Annotated in this window: 12 protein-coding genes; 2 read left to right on the top strand and 10 right to left on the bottom strand. The window is 31.6% G+C overall.

Features of this window, described 5'->3' with window-relative positions:
• Positions 1–127: 127 nt before the first annotated feature.
• The 7 genes from mprF to ACFWUA_RS05590 all read right to left on the bottom strand — a co-directional run bounded on the left by mprF (position 128) and on the right by ACFWUA_RS05590 (position 11360).
• A complete protein-coding gene (gene mprF / locus ACFWUA_RS05620; protein ID WP_416197091.1) occupies positions 128–2665 on the bottom strand; it encodes a bifunctional lysylphosphatidylglycerol flippase/synthetase MprF in 2538 nt (845 codons plus the stop codon).
• A gap of 274 nt (positions 2666–2939) precedes the next feature.
• Entirely contained in the window at positions 2940–3554 is a 615-nt protein-coding gene (locus ACFWUA_RS05615; protein WP_416199179.1) for a peroxiredoxin, read from the bottom strand.
• 111 nt (positions 3555–3665) lie between these two features.
• Entirely contained in the window at positions 3666–5462 is a 1797-nt protein-coding gene (locus ACFWUA_RS05610; protein WP_416197090.1) for an S-layer homology domain-containing protein, read from the bottom strand.
• Between the two features lie 104 nt (positions 5463–5566).
• Positions 5567–6268: a pseudouridine synthase gene (locus ACFWUA_RS05605; RefSeq protein ID WP_416197089.1), complete on the bottom strand. Its 702-nt coding sequence runs from the start codon at positions 6266–6268 to the stop codon at positions 5567–5569.
• Position 6269: 1 nt separating this feature from the next.
• Positions 6270–7154, bottom strand: coding sequence for a LysR family transcriptional regulator (locus ACFWUA_RS05600; protein ID WP_416199151.1), 885 nt, complete (start codon positions 7152–7154; stop codon positions 6270–6272).
• Between the two features lie 99 nt (positions 7155–7253).
• Positions 7254–9440 carry a DNA topoisomerase III gene (locus ACFWUA_RS05595; protein WP_416199150.1) on the bottom strand — a complete coding sequence of 729 codons (2187 nt, stop codon included), beginning with the start codon at positions 9438–9440 and terminating at the stop codon, positions 7254–7256.
• A gap of 33 nt (positions 9441–9473) precedes the next feature.
• A complete protein-coding gene (locus ACFWUA_RS05590) occupies positions 9474–11360 on the bottom strand; it encodes an ABC-F family ATP-binding cassette domain-containing protein (RefSeq protein WP_416199149.1) in 1887 nt (628 codons plus the stop codon).
• Between the two features lie 303 nt (positions 11361–11663).
• Here ACFWUA_RS05590 and ACFWUA_RS05585 point away from each other — a divergent pair, with 303 nt between their 5' ends.
• A complete protein-coding gene (locus tag ACFWUA_RS05585; protein ID WP_416199148.1) occupies positions 11664–12854 on the top strand; it encodes a coenzyme F420-0:L-glutamate ligase in 1191 nt (396 codons plus the stop codon).
• A 44-nt stretch (positions 12855–12898) separates the two neighbouring features.
• On the opposite strand, the gene ACFWUA_RS05580 is transcribed toward ACFWUA_RS05585, so the two are convergent.
• Both ACFWUA_RS05580 and ACFWUA_RS05575 read right to left on the bottom strand, forming a co-directional pair.
• Positions 12899–16087, bottom strand: coding sequence for a S8 family serine peptidase (locus ACFWUA_RS05580; protein ID WP_416199147.1), 3189 nt, complete (start codon positions 16085–16087; stop codon positions 12899–12901).
• Positions 16088–16431: 344 nt separating this feature from the next.
• Positions 16432–16572, bottom strand: a complete 141-nt coding sequence (locus tag ACFWUA_RS05575; RefSeq protein ID WP_416199146.1) for a hypothetical protein — start codon at positions 16570–16572, stop codon at positions 16432–16434.
• Between the two features lie 302 nt (positions 16573–16874).
• Between ACFWUA_RS05575 and ACFWUA_RS05570 the strand changes: the two genes are divergently transcribed.
• Positions 16875–17576, top strand: coding sequence for a FadR/GntR family transcriptional regulator (locus tag ACFWUA_RS05570; RefSeq protein WP_416199145.1), 702 nt, complete (start codon positions 16875–16877; stop codon positions 17574–17576).
• A gap of 40 nt (positions 17577–17616) precedes the next feature.
• Here ACFWUA_RS05570 and ACFWUA_RS05565 read toward each other — a convergent pair whose 3' ends face one another.
• A complete protein-coding gene (locus ACFWUA_RS05565) occupies positions 17617–18585 on the bottom strand; it encodes an L-lactate dehydrogenase (RefSeq protein ID WP_416199144.1) in 969 nt (322 codons plus the stop codon).
• Positions 18586–18656 lie beyond the last annotated feature (71 nt).

The following is an 18656-nucleotide window of genomic DNA, read 5'->3' as shown; positions in this document are numbered from 1 at the left end:
CGTTATGATTTCGCCATATATTCCTAAAATTGAGAACGAAATGAAACTATGTATAAATTTCAAGCCTTTTCTCCTAATGACTAATATGCACATCAAAATAACCACACTGTATAAAACACAAATTGTACTAATGATAATTTGTGTTTTTTGTCCTTCCACTCAATATGGCTATTTGTAAAAGAACTATTGTTACTGCTGAACCTTTTGGATAGGCTAAATATCTACTTTCCCATTTAGGTTGAAACTTTTCTTTATACTTCCTCAAACCATTAAAACTGTATATTTTATTTCCATATTGATAAAGATCTCTTACAAGTTTCTCTACATTTCTAGAATAAGGAACCACACCTACATTTGAAAGAGGTGCCATGCCAAAATTAAATCTGCTATATCCTTCAGATTTAGCCCATTCCATCAATTCAATAAACAAAGCATCCATAGTACCACTTGGAATATCATTCCTATATCTCATCAAATCTATAGATATACTTTCATTGTCATATAAAGGCATAAGATTGGCAAACGCAATTATCTTACCTTCTCGTTTCATTATAGCAATAGGAGTTCTGCTTAAATAATCCCTATCAAACCAGCCCATGGAATATCCTCTTTCTTTTCTATTTCCAAGCCACTCATCAGATATTTCTTTTATCTCTTCAAAAAAAGTTTCTTCAAATGGTGGATTCACTATCTCAAATTGGAGTTCTCCACTCTCCACTTTATTTTTTGCAAGCCGAAGATCTTTCTTTTTTTTGCCAGAAAGATTGAATTCATTTAAATTTATTATAGCTTCTTCTCCAAGCTTAAAGAAATCATACCCATAATCATGGTATATGGAAAAGTTTTCATCTGAAATTTCATAAAATACAGGTATCATAGCATATTTATCTGCAAATTCCCTAAATTCATATATAGCCTCTTTCAAAAAATCTCTTTCACCTATAGGTTCTCCCAATACCACTAGCTTATCCCCAATAGTAGCAAATGGAATAAGCATCCGTTTATCCTTCGTATAGTAAAAATACTTGTCTCTCAAGAAAAGTAAATGGGTCATTATATTGCCATTATTCTTATCTAAAAATTCTTCTAATTCCTTAATATCCTCATTGTCAGGATATTTAAATTTTGTCTTTCTGACTTTACTAAATAAAAAAACCCCCACAAATGCCCATATCATAAAAAATACCATACCTGCTTCAGCAAAAACTTCCTTTTTACTTCTAATTTTGATATGTTTAAAATGTCCAAGAATTGAATAGCTTATTGTTGCATAAAGTATACTCATAATTGCTGTTATTATAAGCAATAAAATTATATTTTTAAGTTTTATAGGTGCAGCCTCTCTATAAAAATTGTCTTTAGAAGAAAATAACAACAAATATATTATGATAAGCAAAAGTGCCTCTTCAAAGTCTAGACCTTTTATGAAAGTTAAAATAGATCCTAAAATCAATAAAGCAGCAGTTAAATTATATGCACTTTTGACCTTGTCAAATATTCCTTTAGATAAAATTATTAGCATTATTCCTATGGCCATGGAAGTAATTTTAGAAAATCTAAGAACAGGAACAGAAAGAATATTACTTATAATTTTATATCTTTCAACTAATGCAGGTATTGCTGCTGATAGAATAAGAATTATACCCGCAAAAAAAACTAAAACAGCTAATGCTTTTGTATTAAATTCAATCGTTAGTTTTGTAATTTGATTTTCCTTTTTAGTTTTAGTTTTAGTCTTAGTCTTTTCTTTTATTAGTTTTGACAAAAACAATATCATTGAAAGAACCCAGGGTACTACATAATAAAACAATCTATAGACAAGTATCCCTGCCAAGGCGTTCTCTGAAGTAGCACCTATAAGTTTTAATCCTATAAATGCCGACACGTCAAAAGAACCAAGACCACTTGGCAAAAAACTAATTATCCCTAATGTTATTGAAACTAAATACACAGGTATTATCTTTCTGAATGTAAGACCTTTTGAAAATATCATAATGGTTTCACAAAAAAATAAAGTTGCCATAGCCCAATCTAATATAGAAGCCCCAATCATCATAATTTTAAATCTATTAGATACTAGCTCAGTGTCTTCAAAGAATTTTTTCTTTAATATAGGTATTCGATCTATAAAAAAATACAAAGGTAAATAAAGAATAAAGCCAAGTAAAACAGCTAAATATAACTTATTTTTGCTTAACAATAATGAAAAATCATAAAACTTTAAAAATCCTAAGAGAATTAATACAGAAAGTCCTGTAATACTTGAGAGAATAATATATATGTTAATTCTTACAGCATTTTTAGTATCCACACCTTCTTTTTCATAAAGAAAAGTTCTTAAACCAGCACCTACTAAACCTCCCAGTCCAATAAAATTATTAATAGAACCAGAAATCCAACCTATTTTAAATACTTTAAAAAAAGGTATTTCAAAATGAAAATATTTATTTCCTACAAAATCGTATAATGTTAAAAATGTTATAGCTCCTAATCCACCTAAAAATATTAAAATAACTGTGACATTGTCAAGATTCTTTAATATTTTTAATGTATGTGGAAAATTAAAACTTTTAATTTCACCTTGAAATTCATATAACAATATAATGGATATTGTTACAGCAATAATGGCTTTTAATATCTTACTTCTATCTAATTTATCTCTCACAATATAAATCTCCTTTATCTTACTGGTATTGTCAAATAGACATCCAAACTTTTGTATTTAAAAAATTTACTTTGAGGAGTTACAAATCGTAAGACTTCCTAAGCAGCAAAGAAAATACACAACGTAGATATCTCATACTATAATAACTAATTATGCTAGAACTAATTCTGTATCTATTAAGCCATTTGTAGATAAATACAAATACAAAATTTTTAATACCTTAGTAGCTTATGAAACTTACATCTTAAAACCAGTAGAAATATTTCTACTGGTTTTAAGATAAATCTTTATAACAAAGATACCAATCTACACAACATAGACCTTCTTCACCTTCTACTCTTCTTAAAAGTTCTTCATAAGTTTGTGGTGCAGGTACAACAACTGGCTGACCAGGATACCAATTAGCTGGCGTTGCAACCTTTGCCATATCGGAGGTCTGCAGAGCAATCAAAAGTCGAAGCATTTCATTGGTGTTTCTACCATTGGTCAGTGGATAAACTAGTATTGCTCTTATTATTTGATTTGGATCTATAAAAAATACATTTCTTACTGTTGTTGTAGTCCCCGTAGTAGGCGAAAACATACCATACATTCTTGCTATGCTACCATCTCTATCTGAAATTATTGGAAAAGGTATTTGAATCCCTGTATTTTGATATATATTATAAACCCATGCCAAATGAGAAGAATTGCTATCTATACTGAGCCCCAAAAGTGCAGCATTTCTATCCATGAAGTAATTATATTGCTTTGCCAAAGCAATAAATTCAGTGGTTCAAACAGGAGTAAAATCACCTGGATGAGAAAACAGAACTACCCATTTGCCCTTAAAGTCTGAAAGTTTTATTGGTCCAAAAGTTGTCTGGGCTGAAAAATCAGGGGCTTTCATACCTATTTTTAAACAAACATCTTCATTCATTATATTCACCACCATAAAATATTTTATAATCTATCTACTACATAATATGCTTGTCATCATTAGGTGGTGAAATACTAATATTTACTTTTTCCTCAATTGTTCTATTCTATCCTTGACATTGTATGGAACCAAAGTTTTCTGTGAATAGGTAAGACCATCGTATTCACTAATTATTTCCGTTACTTCAAATATATCATCTTCTACCAATTCATCAACTTTATTGCTTAATTGCAAAGCTTTATACAAATCTTCTTGTGATGGTACCGTTGTTTTATATAAATTATTTAGATAATCCCTTACAATCGAAATACCATAGTCTAAATTCGGAGCCCAAAACCCTCCTAAATCTTCTACATACTCTACTGTTCCTGCCCATTTAGCTGTATTGGTCTTGTACCATCTTGGATGTGGTTCTCCTACTGGAGCAACCCCACAGTAGATACCCATATGATTAAAATGTCCCCTCACACCATCCTCTGGTGTAAGAAAAGTTTCATGATCTTCAGTTCTATCACCTATTGGATTAAGTATTTTTATTCCAGACCAATTGTTCATCTCTGGTCTCACTACTCCAGTATATCTTCCAAAATTAGTTTCTTTAGCTGCTTGTACATATAGTATTTCTGGATTCATTCCAGTCAATTCTCCATATTGCCAATAAATATGAGCTACATCCACAAATCTCTTATGGGCACCTTTTTTTATAGCCCATGCTTGTCCCTGTTCTACAGTTGCTTTAGTTCTTGACTTTATTTGAGTCTTTAAGGATTGAATTTTCGCTTCAATTTTCAAGAGTTTATCAATATCTTCTTGAGACACTTTAGATTTTTCTACATCTGGTAAACTATCAAATAATTTTCTTGCGCTTTCAGTCTTTGTTTTAGTTTCTACTGTAATTTCATTGATTTCACTTGAGTCTGGCAGTTCTTTAACCAATTTTACAAATTCTTCATCTTTTGAAATTTGTTTTACTGGTTCTGTAGGTTTAGAAATGATAGTTTCATCAAACTTCCTATTTGTCACAAAAGCTTGAAATCCTTTATAAATCACTTTCTCTTTGTATGCATCTGCATCTATTTTAGTTGAAAACTTTCCTGCCATTACACAATAATTTTGGTTGTTTGGATCTATAACTACAAAAGCATCTCCAAATCCTGCAGCTTTCAATGCAGCTTCTTGTACCAATGCTAGTTCTCCACTTCTATAAGTTCCGGTTTGGACATAATATAAATCAATATTTGTATTATTCTCTGGTTTAATTTCTGGAGTTTGTATCATATTTTTGCTAATATTGGCAAGTATTTTTGCACTTTCTGCTCTTGTTATCTGCTTTTTAGGACCAAAGGTCCCATCTGGGTATCCTGTCATATAACCAACATTTCTTACAGCTCCAACATAGCCAATAGCTAAATTACTTATCTCTGAGCAGTCCAAAAAATATGATGCAGAAAATATATCTTCCTCTAATCCACAAGTAATTCCTACAATTCTAGCTACCTCTTCACGTGTAATATATGTATTTGGCAAAATATTTTGACCTTCAGCTTCAAGAATATATCCAGCCTTGACTCCCTTAGCCACTTCATCATAGAACCAATTGCCTTTATTTACATCTGGGAAATTTATTTCTGCAGTTCCCGAATATCCCATTATTCCATTGATAATTTTATAAAATTCCGCTTTTTTTATATAATTATTTGGCTTAAAAGTACCATCTGGATAACCTTTCATGATATCTTTTTGACTTAAATATAGTATGTCATTCTTTGCCCAATGATTCACTATATCTGAAGCTCCTGCAAAAGAAGTAGTACCATTAGAAAATATAAATAATGACATAAACAAAATAGATAGTATCTTCTTCATCCTATTTTTCATCAAGTAATCCCCCATTCGATTTTTGCATTAATATATTTAGATTTTATATCAATTTATAACAAATTACTATCTAAATGCTTATATTGTCATAATATTTTAATATGTCATTTTCTCCCTATGCTCTTTAGCTCTTCTTCTGTTAAATATCTCCACTTTCCTACTGGCAAATCTTTTAAACTTATATTCATGATTCGAATTCGCTTTAAACTTATAACCTTATATCCAAGTTGATTGCACATTCTTCGAATTTGACGATTTAATCCTTGAGACAAAATGATTTTAAAAGTTCGGTCATTTATCTTAAATACTTTGCAACTCTTTGTGATTGTATATTCATTTTTAACTGGATTGTAAATTTTAACTCCTCTAGACATGTTTTTTATAAACGAAGAAGTGATTTTTTTGTTGACCATCACAATATATTCTTTTTCATGATTGTTTTCTTCTCTTAAAATTTCATTTACAATGCTGCCATCACTTGTAAGAAGAATTAATCCTTCAGAATCCTTGTCAAGTCTCCCAATTGGGAAAATTCTTTCAGGATAATTTACAAAATCTATAATATTTCCCTCCACATGTCTCTCAGTTGTACAAGTGATACCTACTGGTTTATTCAGTGCAATATATACATGGTCTTTCTTTTCCTCTAATACTTTTCCATTTACCTCAACTTTATCATCTGGTTTCACTACATATCCAAGTTCTGCAATTTGACCATTAACTTTCACCTTTTTTTGTTTAATCATCTCATCAGCTTCTCTCCTAGAACAAAGTCCTGTTGAACTAATAAAATTGTTAAGTCTCATACTACCATCCTTCCAATAAATCAACAAATTTTTCTGAAGCAGGAGAAAGAGATACACTTTTCAAATAACAAACTCCTATACTTCTCTTTGGTATCTCTTCAGTTGTTTGCACTTCATACAATACTCCCGCTTGTAGATATTCTTGTGAAAATTCTCGTATGACACATGATATGCCTAAATTAATTTTTGCAAATTCTAACAACAATTCATGAGAACCAAGTTCAATTTCTGGTTTAATTCTAATACCTTTAGATAAAATATATTTTTCTACATATTGTCTTGAATTTGACTTAGGTTCAAGTAATATAAGTGGAAATTTTGCTATCTCCTCTAGGGTTAAGTATTTAGATAGATCTTTCTTGTATTTTCCCCCATATACAAAGACATCATGAATTTCCATCAATTCTTTTACTTCCAAAGAAGAGTCCCTAATAGGCAAATTGCATATTGCAATATCAACTTCTCCAGATTTTAAAAGTGTACAAAGTTCGAGCGTTGTACGATTCACAACTTTTAGCTTGATATTTGGATATCCATTGTGAAACTTTTCCAAATAAGACAACAAAAAATAGCGTGAAATAGTATCTCCAACACCTATTTTCAATTCACCCACCATTAAATTTTTAGATTCCTGTAGCTTTTTTTCCCCTACACTGATTAAGTTCATAGCTGAATTTGCATATTCAAACAATATTTGACCTTCATTTGTAAGTATGACACCCTTAGGAGTTCTGGTGAAAAGCCGCATTCCAAGTTCTTCTTCAAGTTGCATGATTGCCTGACTGACAGCTGGTTGAGTCATAAAAAGCACTTTTGCAGCTTTTGAAAAGCTTTCACATTTGGCTACCTCACAAAAAATTTTATATAAATCCAATCTAACAGGCATATAAGCACTCCTTATATTTAGCATTCTTCTCACTTATTTTACTTATATCATAAGTTATTATATATCCCAAGAAATACTATGCAAAAAATTCTTGTTCCATTAAAATTTAAGCTTTTTTAGAGCATCTGCAAGATCTGTATTTATTGCTTCATTTTTAGATTTATTTTGCTCTTTTAAATATTTTGATACTTCTTTTTTAGAAACTGAATTTTTGTCTTTTTTCCTCCTCTCATTAAAAGAAGAGAGTTTTTCTCTATATCCACAGCTACATACAAATATTTGTCCTTCTCCTTCTCCACGCAATTCTAGCTTTTTATGACAATTAGGACATCTGGCATTAGTCACTTTAGATATATTTTTTCTATAACCACATTCTCTATCTTGACAAACAAGCATCTTGCCTTTTTTCCCTTTCACTTCAAGCATATACTTTCCGCATTGTGGACATTTAACCCTTGATATATTGTCATGTCTAAAAGTTTCATCGCTATTTTTTATTTCATTTGTAATAGCTTTTGAATAGATTCCCATTTCTTCTATGAAAGTATCCTTATTAAGTTTGCCTTTTGCAATAGCTTCCAATTTTTGCTCCCATTCTGCTGTTAAAGCTGGAGACTTCAAGTCTTCAGGAACCAACCCAAGAAGTTGCTTTCCCTTTCCAGTAATATAAATATCCTTCCCTCTCTTTTCAATTAAGAAGTTATTAAACAATTTTTCAATAATATCTGCTCTTGTAGCTACTGTACCAATTCCTCCAGTTTCTCCAATTATTTTAATCAAATCTTTGCTTTCATTTGCCATGTATTTTGCTGGGTTCTCCATAGCAGACAAAAGTGTTCCTTCAGTGAATTGTGCTGGCGGTTTAGTATATCCCTTAGTCTTTATAATAGAATTCACCTTCAAAACATCGCCTTTATTTATATTAGGTAAAAGTTGTTCCGGTATATCTTCTTGAACATCATCATCCTCATAGTTGTTGGCGTATACTTCTTTCCATCCTTGAGCCAATACCCTTTTCCCTTTTGCAAAAAAATTCTCATTTCCGATTTTAGCCTTAATAGTTGTTTGCTCAAATTCAAAAGGAGGATATAGTACTGCCATAAAACGTTTCACAACTAAATCATATATTTTCCGTTCCTTTTCATTCAATTTACTGAGTGGTAATCTCTCTTCTGTTGGTATGATAGCATGATGATCTGATACCTTGCTGTCATCAACAAAAGATTTATTTGCAACGATAGGTTTCTTTAAAATCCTTGAGGCCATTGATTGATATTGTCCAATTCCACAAGCTTTAATTCTTTCACCTAAAGTATCCACTATATCTGAAGTTAAATATCTAGAATCTGTCCTTGGATATGTGAGTATTTTATGAGTTTCATAGAGCCTTTGCATTATAGACAAAGTTTCTTTTGCAGAATAGCCAAAAATTTTATTCGCATCTCTCTGAAGCTCTGTCAAATCATACAATCTAGGAGAATAACTTTTTTTATAAGTTTTCTCCACATCATAAACCTGTGCATCTTTTTTCTCAATTGAAGCAAGTATTTTATCACATTTTTTCTCATCAAATGTTCTTATGTCTTTTGTGTGGTTATCTTGCCATACTAATTTTAAATCCTTAGTCGTAGCAGCAATACCATAAAACTCTTTTTCTTTAAAATTCTTAATTTCCTCTTCTCTTTTGGCAACCATGAAAAGAGTGGGCGTTTGAACTCTACCACAAGAAAGTTGAGCATTGTACTTGCAAGTCAAAGCACGAGTAGCATTTATCCCTACAATCCAATCTGCTTCAGCTCGAGCTACAGCTGATGCATAAAGATTTTCATATTCTTTCCCCTCTCTCAATTTGTTAAATCCATCTCTAATAGCTTTGTCTGTAACAGAAGAAATCCAAAGCCTTTTGATAGGTTTCCTTATATTAGCTTTTTCAATGATCCACCTTGCAACAAGTTCCCCTTCTCTACCTGCATCAGTTGCAATAACAATTTGTGATACATCTTTCCTGTTCATTTGCTCTTTAACAATATAAAACTGCTTTTGGGTTTGTTTAATGACGACTAATTTCATATGAGATGGAAGTATTGGTAAATCTTCAATTCTCCATGATTTATAACTTTTATTGTATTCTTCAGGGTCTGCAAGTGTCACTAAATGGCCCAATGCCCAAGTAACAATATATTTATCTCCTTCTAGGTATCCATTACCTTTTTTATTGCATTTCAATACTCTAGCTATATCTCTCCCAACAGAGGGTTTTTCTGCCAATACTAATATTTTATTCATTTTTCCATCCTTTCAAATATCTATATTTATTTTTTAATTTTTTTGTTCCTCTATCTTTTCAACCAGTTCATTCAAATAAACCCATCTTTCCATCTTTTTATCTAATTCAGAATTTAAATTGTCCTTTTCTTCAAGCAACTCTTGTAAAAGCAAATAGTCTGTAGAAGCTCCTTCTATTTTTTCATCAATTTCACGAATTTTATCTTCAAGTTCTAAAATGATTTCATCTATTTCCTCATACTCTCTCTGTTCTTTATAGGATAATTTTAAAGGCTTGTTCTCAATACTTGGCTTTTCTTTTTTAGGAACTTTTTTAGTCTCCTTGTTGATTTCTTGTTTCTTGTCCTTAACATTTTGTTTGAAACTCCAATAGTTTCCCGTGTATTGAACTATTTTCCCATCTCCTTCAAACACAAAAACTTTATCTACTACTTTATCTAGAAAATATCTATCATGAGAAACTACAACAACTGCTCCCGAAAATTCTTCAAGATAATCCTCTAAAATAGTGAGAGTTTCTATATCTAAATCATTCGTTGGCTCATCTAGCAACAATACATTTGGTGCTTCCATGAGAACTCTAAGTAAATGGAGTCTTCTCTTTTCTCCTCCAGATAGTTTTCCTATTGGAGTCCATTGTACTGACGGTGGAAACAAGAATTTCTCTAACATTTGAGAAGCACTGATTTTAACCCCATCTGATGTTGTTATATAATCTGAACCTTCCTTGACATAATCTATAACTCTCATATCATCATCTATATGATAAGTTTCTTGGGAATACAATCCTATCTTTACTGTATCCCCCACATCCACTTTCCCCATATCAGGCTCAAGCTTCTTTGCCATAATATTTATAAGAGTAGACTTACCGCTACCATTTGGTCCTAATATCCCAATCCTGTCATTTTTCAATAAAATATAATCAAAATCATCTATTACTTTTTTATCATCAAAAGATTTACTTATATGATCAATTTCTATTACTTTTTTGCCAAGACGTCTGCTTCCTACTGATATTTCAAGCTTTTCATCAGTTAAATCCACTACTTTCTCATTTAGTTCATTAAAACGTCCTATTCTGGCCTTTTGCTTTGTGGAACGGGCCTTTGCACCTTGCTTCATCCAAGCTAACTCTTTTCTAAGTAAACTTCGTCTTTTTTTCTCACTGGCAACTTCCATCTCTTCTCTTTCCAATTTCTTCTCCAGATAATTGTTATAATTTCCTTCATAGGAATAAAGATTGCCCTTATCAAGCTCAATAATTTTATTAACTACCATATCCAAAAAATATCTATCATGAGTTATCATGAGTAGTGCACCTTTCTTCTTAGCAAGATATTCCTCTAGCCATTCTATCGTATCGTTATCAAGATGATTTGTTGGTTCGTCCAGTACAAGTAACTCTGACGGATTTATCAAAGCACTAGCCAGTGCAATTCTCTTTTTTTCTCCTCCCGATAAACATTCTACTTTCGCCTTAAAATCTGAGATACCAAGCTTTGTCAATACAGCTTTTGCTTCATTTTCTAAATTCCAAAGATTCATTGCATCCATTTCATTTGTAAGATTAAGTAATTCTTCACTTGATGTATTGGGATTACTTATAGCCTCGTGATATTGCCTAATCAATATCATGTTTTTAGAATTACCTTTAAAAACTTGTTCTTCTACAGTAGCATTGGAATCAAAGAAAATTTTTTGAGGAAGATATTCTATTCTAACCAAACTCCCTTTGACAACTTCACCTTCATCTGCTTCTTCCATTCCTGCAATTATCTTTAGAAGCGTAGTTTTACCAGTACCGTTTATACCTATAAGACCAATCTTATCTCCTTCATTTATCCCTAAACTTATATTTTTAAACAATCGTTTCTCATTATAGCTTTTTGAAATATTTTCTACATTTAATAAATTCATACTTTTTCCCTTCTATATTCTTTGTTTGATTACAACAAATATTATAACATATTAGTATGTTTCTTAGCATTAACTGGGTCTTAATGTCTATATCTATTCATGTATTTTTTTACTAATATGTGGCTATTATAGCTTATATAAATAGGAATTTTACTATCTCAACATATATATACATATATTTGATATAAGCTAAGCTTATATCAAATATTATATCTATTTATTTTACTTATATCCAAAAATAGTATATATTATAATTGAAAGATGATTCTTGAGTTTAAAATAAAACTTTAAGGAGTGATTTAAATGGAGAGAATGGTTGGAACTGTTGTTAGAGGTCTTCGTGCTCCAATTGTAAAAGAAGGAGATAATATAGTTGATGTAGTTGTAGATACAGTATTGAAAGCTTCAGAAGCAGAAAATTTTTCTATAGATGATAAGGACATAGTCGCTGTAACCGAATCCGTAGTTGCTCGTACTCAAGGAAACTATGCAAATATAGATAATATTGCAAAAGATATAAATAAAAAATTTGGCGAAGATTCCATTGGCGTTATATTCCCTATTTTAAGTCGTAATCGTTTTGCCATTTGTCTTCGTGGTATTGCGAAGGGAACTAAAAAAATCATATTAATGCTTAGCTATCCAGCTGATGAAGTAGGCAATCATTTAATAGATATGGATTCTCTTGACGAAAAAGGAGTAAACCCTTGGACAGATGTTTTAACAGAAAGTGAATTTCGAGAACTTTTCGGATACAATAAACATCCTTTTACTGGTGTAGACTACATTGAATATTATAAATCTCTAATTGAAGAGTATGGAACTGAATGTGAAATTATCTTCTCAAATAATCCAAAAACTATTTTAAACTACACAAAAAATGTTCTTACCTGTGATATTCATACAAGATTTAGAACCAAAAGAATATTAAAAGAAAACGGTGGAAAAAAAATTTATAGTCTTGATGAAATCTTAACGACATCTGTTGATGGCAGTGGATATAATGAAAAATATGGACTTTTAGGTTCAAATAAAGCAACAGAAGAAAGCATTAAACTTTTCCCAAGAGATTGCCAACCTATTGTAGATAATATTCAAGCTATCCTTAAAGAAAAAACAGGCAAAAATGTTGAAGTTATGGTTTATGGAGATGGTGCATTTAAAGATCCAGTGGGAAAAATTTGGGAACTAGCCGACCCTATTGTATCCCCTGCTTATACTTCTGGCTTGGAAGGAACACCCAATGAAATAAAGATAAAATATCTTGCAGATAACAATTTCCCTAATTTAAAGGGTGAAGAACTTAAACGTGCTATTTCTCAGTATATTGAAAATAAGGAAGCAAATCTAGTAGGCAATATGGAATCTCAAGGTACTACTCCTAGAAGACTTACGGACCTTATAGGTTCTCTTTGTGATTTGACTTCAGGAAGTGGAGATAAAGGCACACCTATTGTATATATCAAAGGTTATTTTGACAATTATACAAAATAAATCAAGGGCGATTTTTAATCGCCCTTGATTTATTTTTCTTTAATCTATTTTGTTACAGGATATGTTACTTTCATAGTAAAATATTCAACCCAATCACTTGAAACTACTATCTTATATTTTCCAACTACTGAAACATCATAGGAAATTGAATTGGTTCCTTGAGAAACTACATTTCCAGATGAATCATATAGTTTCATAGATAAACTCGTTCCAAAAAACATATCTGACAATTCAACTGTTATTTTACCAGTTGCAGTAACATCTATAGCTTTTTCATATGAGCCCCACCAAGAAGCAGAACCAGAATAAGTCTCTGTTACATATTCAGTCTCTGGATTTGGCTCTTCACTCTTATTTTCAACAACAACTGATATTTCTTCAGATACTCCTACATTTCCTGATGCATCATATGCTTTGGCTTGAAGTTTATGAGTACCATTTGATACTTTTGTTGTATCCCAATTTATGCTATATGGAACTTTTGTACTTGTCCCAATATTTTCTCCATCAACATAGAACTCAACCTTTGTTACTCCAACATTGTCCTTAGCATCTGCAGTTATAGATACATTGCCATTTACAGTTGCTCCATTTTCTGGAGAGATTATGCTACATTTTGGTGCTTCTGTATCCTTATCCTCATCTTCATTACCGCCTTTTGCTACAGGATATGTCACTTTTAAAGTAAATGATTCACCCCAAAAACTTGTTGAAGATACCACTATTTTATATTGTCCAATTGCTAAAGTATCATAGGAAATCGAATTGGTTCCTTGAGAAACTACATTTCCAGATGAATCATATAGTTTCATAGACAATTTTGAAGACCCTTTTAATTCAACTGTTATTTTACCAGTTGCAGTAACATCTATAGCTTTTTCATATGAGCCCCACCAAGAAGCAGAACCAGAATAAGTCTCTGTTACATATTCAGTCTCTGGATTTGGCTCTTCACTCTTATTTTCAACAACAACTGATATTTCTTCAGATACTCCTACATTTCCTGATGCATCATATGCTTTGACTTGAAGTTTATGAGTACCATTTGATACTTTTGTTGTATCCCAATTTATGCTATATGGAACTTTTGTACTTGTCCCAATATTTTCTCCATCAACATAGAACTCAACCTTTGTTACTCCAACATTGTCCTTAGCATCTGCAGTTATAGATACATTGCCATTTACATTTGCTCCATTTTCTGGAGATATTATGCTACATATTGGTGCTTCTAAATCTCCACTTACTTCTCCAAAGTCTCCTGATGCAAATAAGGCGAAAGATTGTGGTCCTTGAGGTATATTATATGCTATTACTTCAATCTTATAATTTCCTACTTCTGGATTATCTATAAATATATTTTCAACATTGTTTAAACGATCAATTTCACTGTCAAATGGTTTTGTAAAATCATTTCCATAATAAACAACTCCCGATGGAGAAGTTATTTTCAAATCTAAATCATTTACAAGAGCTTTTGAAGCTGATGTGGAGCCTGGATAATCAGTCCAAACAAGAGAAACTCTTAAAGGTGTTTTATTAGATTTAATTGCATAAGTGTAATTTGCAACTTGTCCTGTAGATAAGCTCTTTGTTTCATCTTCATATTTATATTGTTTCGACTTTAATGAATCCACAAGATTTATACGTCCCCATCCTTGATCACGACTTGGGCATCCATAACCCATATCTGTAGCACCATTTATCACTGCTGCCTTCATCATTGCAGGGCTTGGAGTATGTTTCCATTCTTTTATCATATATTCTCTTGCAATTGCAACTGCACCTGCTGTAAGGGGAGTAGCCATTGATGTTCCACCCATATATGCATAATAATTATTATATTCTCCCCAAAAATTGCTTGTTGGTGCTTTTGAAGATTTTGTTGAAAGAATCCATGTCCCTGGAGCTACTATATCAGGCTTTACTCTTCCATCTTTACAAGTACCACGACTAGAAAATGATGCGATTTGATTTGGATTATCACCAAGTTGACCTTTTTCTGGTCTATAATTTTCTGAAGCTCCAACAGTTATACAGTTCTTTGCAGTACCTGGAGAACCTATTGAATTGTATACTGTACCACCAGATTTAGATTGTCCCTCATTTCCTGCTGCAAAAAGTATAATCATATTGTTGTTGTTCCAAAGATATTCATCAACTTGTCTTGAATTTGTATTGTACACTCCAGACCCAGCAGCACCCCATGAATTTGTATGAATTCGTGCTCCTTCATTCCATGACTGTCTAAATAAATCATTTAAATCATTTGGAAGCCCGCCAAGGCCATTTCTAGAATCCAATACAGATTGAAATACAAGATGAGCTTTAGGAGCCATGCCCTTAATTTGTCCATTGGAACTAGCACCGCTGCCAAGCACAGAGCCTGCAACATGAGTCCCATGTCCATGAGGGTCATCTGCTGTATTTCTTCCCAATGGAATAATTTTATCTATTCTTCCTTGAAAATCTTTATGCATACTAGTATCATTTTTCCCTGTATCAAGTCCTGTATCAGCAATACCTACAACTTGTCCTTCCCCAGTATATCCTAAATTCCATGTACCTTCTACGCCCATATACCCTTTAGCCACATCATTAAATAACTGAAATTCAGGAACTGGTTCAATAAACTTAACGGAATTTAAGTTTGCAAGCTTCATTATTTCTCCGCTATCTATCAATGCAATTATACTATCTATATCACTCTCTATTTCTTTTATATTAAGTGATTGTATTTGTTTTTCTGTATTCGTATCATCAAATGTAAGAATTCTAACCTTCATTTCTCCCCTTTTCTTTATATTTCCAAAACCATCCATGAAATCTGGATCTATCTTGAAAATAGGCTCATAAACAATGACATCATTGACGCATGAAAGTCTTTTTACATTTTTAGCAGTCTCAGGAGTCATCATCACTAAAAATGAAAAATCAGGAATATATTCTTCTATCTTAGCTCCTAAATTCTCAATTTCTGTTTTCATATAATCATACACTGGTCCATCAAAGCTAACTACATATGGTCCAGCTTCTCCGTTGTCATAAATCTTATTAGTGAGGGTACTTGAAACACTAGGTTTCACATTTGTATCATTCTCCATTCCTTTTAAGTAAATGATTGGAGAACTAGCATTTTCCTCTGCACTAACTGGCAGTGACCCTGAAAATATAGAAAGTAAAAGCACAGCTGTCAAAATCAGACTTATATTGCGCTTAAAAAACTTTCTCACATTAAACCCTCCTTGTTTTATTTTATTATCAAATACAATCTCTTCTTGATATTTTCGTCACCTCCTGTCCATTTATTAAAGAGAATTGTAATTAATAATCATAAAATTTGACAACATTAGCATTAGTTTTTGATAATCTTGTTGCATTATGTATTATTTGGTAATATCGTGCATTATATTACTTTTATGTATTTTTTTACTATGTATTTATATAATACCTCATATTTAACAAAAAAATATTACAATTTAGTTACAATTTATTTTTCTTATTCTTTTTAAATCAGCATCTAAAAACAAAAAAGGCTTCCCAAGGAAGCCTTTTTATTTGTTAAAAAACTATTTAATTATTCTTCAACTTTATTAGCCATATTTTCATTTCTCTTATTTAAAAGCATATCGTTAAATTCTTTATTTCCTTGGGCATCTATTTCTGTCATATACTTCTCAAATTCTACCATATTGTCTTTTTTCCACATATCTAACATTTGTTTTATAACTTCACAATGATAAAAGCTTTGAATCCTTTTTCACTTGTTTATCCCCTATCTTTTATATTTTCCACTTAATTATAATACTAAGCTTACTATTATGGAATTCTAAATTTATTTCATGTCCCATTTGTTCAACTAACTCCTTAGTTATGGCAAGGCCAAGGCCAGTATTTGAGACAGCAGGGACGGTTCTCACTGTCGCAAAAACCCGCGGCACCGATAATTACTACCTTGAAATACAACAATATTTTAGGTAAAATATAATATAAGCTTAAATTGAGAAAGGAAGAAATACTATGTTTACTCCAATTAAGAATACAACTGTTTCTGAAAAAGTAGTTGAACAAATAAAAGAAATGCTTTTGAGAGGAAATCTCAACAAAGGTGACAAATTGCCCTCTGAAAGACAAATGGCTGAAACATTAGAAGTAAGCAGATCTTCTGTAAGAGAAGCCTTAAAAGAATTAGAGATAATGGGACTAATAGAGTCTAAACAGGGAGAGGGAAATTTTATTAAAGATAATTTTGAAGATATATTGTTTGAACCTTTCTCTACATTTTTTTTAATAAAAGAAAGCAATGCAGAAGAAATATTGGAACTTAGAAATGTAATAGAAAAAGGAACAGTTGTATTAGCAGCTGAACGAATTACAGCTGAAGAATTAGAAGATATAAAAAATATTTTAATCACTGCAGAAAATTCAAATTCTGAAGATGAATTAGCCAAACTTGATGTGATTTTTCACTATAAAATAGCACAGGCAAGTAAAAACTTCCTTCTACAAAGTATATTAAATGCAGTTTCATCCCTTATTGAAGCATCTATAAAGGATATAAGAAAGAATATAATGATAGAAGAAAAGCATAAGGAAATCATAAAATCTCAACATCTTGATATATATAAAGCTTTAGAATCTCACAATCCTAAAGCTGCTGAAAAAGCAATGACAGATCATCTTGCTTTTGTAAATTGTGAAATGAAAAAATCCATAAAATAATAGTCACCTCTATTAGTAATAATAAAGGTGACTATTTGTATTATATGGCTACTTCTTCTTTTGGGAATGATGCATCTAAAACTGTTTCTAATACGTTTGCAGAACTTTGCAATTTTTTAATTTCGTCATCATTTAAACTTATCTTTAACACTCTTTCAACACCATTTCTTCCAACTATGGCTGGTATTCCTAGGTAAATATTATTTATATCATAATAGTCCTCAACTAAAGTAGAAACTGGTAATATGCATTTTTCATCACCTAGTATAGCCTCTACTATACGTTTGATAGCTAAGCCAATAGCATAGAAAGTAGCTCCTTTTCTATTAATGACTTCATAAGCTGCATTTTTAACATTTTCATGGATTTCTGCTCTAACAGCTTCATTGTATTTACACCCTACTTCTTTGGCGTATTCATCAATTTCAATACCTTGAATATTTGTTAAACTCCATGCTGGAAATTCTGTATCTCCATGCTCTCCTATGATATAAGTATGGACATCTCTTGCATCTATCTTTAATCTCTTGCTTATTTCATATTTAAGTCTTGAAGTATCCAAAACAGTACCAGAACCTATAACTCTTTCTTTAGGAAATCCTGATAGTTTATATGCTACATAACTTAATATGTCTACAGGATTTGAAACTACTAACAATATTGAATTTGGACTATATTTAACGACTTCTGGAACAATTGATTTGAGAATTTTAATATTTTTATTTACAAGATCTATTCTAGTTTCACCAGGTTTTTGTGCAGCCCCCGCTGTTATGATAACAATGTCTGAATCCTTAGTATCTTTGTATTCTCCAGCTTTAATATTTACAGGTTTTACAAATCCTGCACCATGACTTAAATCTAGTACTTCACCTAATGTTTTTTCTTTGTTAACATCAACTATCACTAGTTCTGAAGCCAAACCTCCAATAACTAATGCATAAGCAGCAGTTGCCCCTACTGAACCTGCACCTACTATTGATATCTTAGCACTTCTCTTCTTTTCCATTTAAGTCATCCTCTCCATAATATTAATTTTGGTTTAATGGTCTAGTGGTCTTACCACTTCTTTTTTATAAT

The sequence above is a fragment of the Sporanaerobacter sp. genome (assembly GCF_047830725.1).
Lineage (GTDB): Bacteria > Bacillota > Clostridia > Tissierellales > Sporanaerobacteraceae > Sporanaerobacter.
This window is presented reverse-complemented; position numbering and strand designations above follow the sequence as displayed.

Bases quoted from the DNA above. Each gene is read 5' to 3' on its own strand.
- ACFWUA_RS05565 (WP_416199144.1), bottom strand. From the start codon at position 18,585: ATGGAAAAGAAGAGAAGTGCTAAGATATCAATAGTAGGTGCAGGTTCA.
- ACFWUA_RS05610 (WP_416197090.1), bottom strand. From the start codon at position 5,462: ATGAAAAATAGGATGAAGAAGATACTATCTATTTTGTTTATGTCATTA.
- ACFWUA_RS05585 (WP_416199148.1), top strand. From the start codon at position 11,664: ATGGAGAGAATGGTTGGAACTGTTGTTAGAGGTCTTCGTGCTCCAATT.
- ACFWUA_RS05570 (WP_416199145.1), top strand. From the start codon at position 16,875: ATGTTTACTCCAATTAAGAATACAACTGTTTCTGAAAAAGTAGTTGAA.
- ACFWUA_RS05595 (WP_416199150.1), bottom strand. From the start codon at position 9,440: ATGAATAAAATATTAGTATTGGCAGAAAAACCCTCTGTTGGGAGAGAT.
- ACFWUA_RS05605 (WP_416197089.1), bottom strand. From the start codon at position 6,268: ATGAGACTTAACAATTTTATTAGTTCAACAGGACTTTGTTCTAGGAGA.
- ACFWUA_RS05575 (WP_416199146.1), bottom strand. From the start codon at position 16,572: ATGTTAGATATGTGGAAAAAAGACAATATGGTAGAATTTGAGAAGTAT.
- ACFWUA_RS05600 (WP_416199151.1), bottom strand. From the start codon at position 7,154: ATGCCTGTTAGATTGGATTTATATAAAATTTTTTGTGAGGTAGCCAAA.
- ACFWUA_RS05590 (WP_416199149.1), bottom strand. From the start codon at position 11,360: ATGAATTTATTAAATGTAGAAAATATTTCAAAAAGCTATAATGAGAAA.